This is a genomic window from Streptomyces sp. NPDC018026, assembly GCF_044327745.1.
In the GTDB taxonomy this organism is placed as follows: domain Bacteria; phylum Actinomycetota; class Actinomycetes; order Streptomycetales; family Streptomycetaceae; genus Streptomyces; species Streptomyces rubrogriseus.
On the sequence record NZ_JBIRFY010000054.1, the window covers coordinates 1 to 1,101 of the forward strand.

A 1,101-nucleotide genomic window follows, 5' to 3' on the forward strand; every position below is an offset into this window, starting at 1 on the left:
GTCGCTCCGGATGAGCACGTGCTGTTGCTGACCGTGCATCACATCGCGGGTGACGGCTGGTCGAGTGGTCCGCTGGCGCGGGATCTGTCGGTGGCCTACGCCGCGCGTTGCCGGGGTGGTGTGCCGGACTGGGCTCCGTTGGCGGTGCAGTACGCGGACTATGCGCTGTGGCAGCGGGAGTTGCTCGGTGATGAGGGTGATCCGGACGGCTTGTACGCGTCTCAGGTGGGGTACTGGCGGGAGGTGTTGGCGGGGGTTCCGCAGGAGCTGGAGTTGCCGCTGGACCGGCCGCGGCCTGCGGTGGCCTCGCATCGGGGTCTTCGGGTGCCGCTGGAGACGGGTGCCGAACTGCATGCCAGGGTGCAGGAGTTGGCGCGCGCCGAGGGTGTGACGGTGTTCATGGTGGTGCAGGCCGCGCTCGCGGTGACGTTGAGCCGGCTGGGTGCGGGCACGGACATCCCGATCGGGGTGGCGGTGGCGGGGCGGGCTGATGAAGCGCTGGACGACCTCGTCGGCTTCTTCGTCAACACTCTCGTGATCCGTACGGACCTGACGGGTGACCCGACCTTCACGCAGATCCTCGAGCGGGTGCGCGAAGCGGGTCTGGGTGCCTACGGCCACCAGGACGTGCCCTTCGAGCGGCTGGTGGAAGAACTGGCCCCCACCCGCTCCCTGGCCCGCCACCCCCTCTTCCAGGTGATGCTCACCCTGCAGAACAACGCCGGAACGGCCCTCGACCTCCCGGGCGTGCACGTCGACTCCCTGCTGCCGGCGTCCGCCGCGGCCAAGGTCGACCTGGACGTCAGCGTGGGCGAGTCCTTCGACGCGCACGGCGCCCCGGCCGGACTGCGCGGGGTGATCAGCGCGGCGGCCGACCTGTTCGAGACCGCCACGGTCACGCGGCTCGCCGAACGGTTCATACGGGTGCTGACGGTCATGACCGACTCCCTGGACACGCGGCTGAGCGATGTCGACGTCCTGGACGCGGCGGAGCGGCGACGGGTGGTGTCCGAGTGGAATGACACGGGTGTGGGGTTTGGGGTGGGTGTGACGGTGCCGGGGTTGGTTGGGGTGCGGGCGGTGGTGGATCCGTCGGCGGTG

Annotated in this window: 1 protein-coding gene; it reads left to right on the forward strand. The window is 70.2% G+C overall.

The window, feature by feature from the left end; genetic code table 11:
- The coding region (locus ACH4D3_RS41215; RefSeq protein ID WP_398332890.1) for a condensation domain-containing protein at positions 1 to 1,101 on the forward strand (1,101 nt) is incomplete at both ends.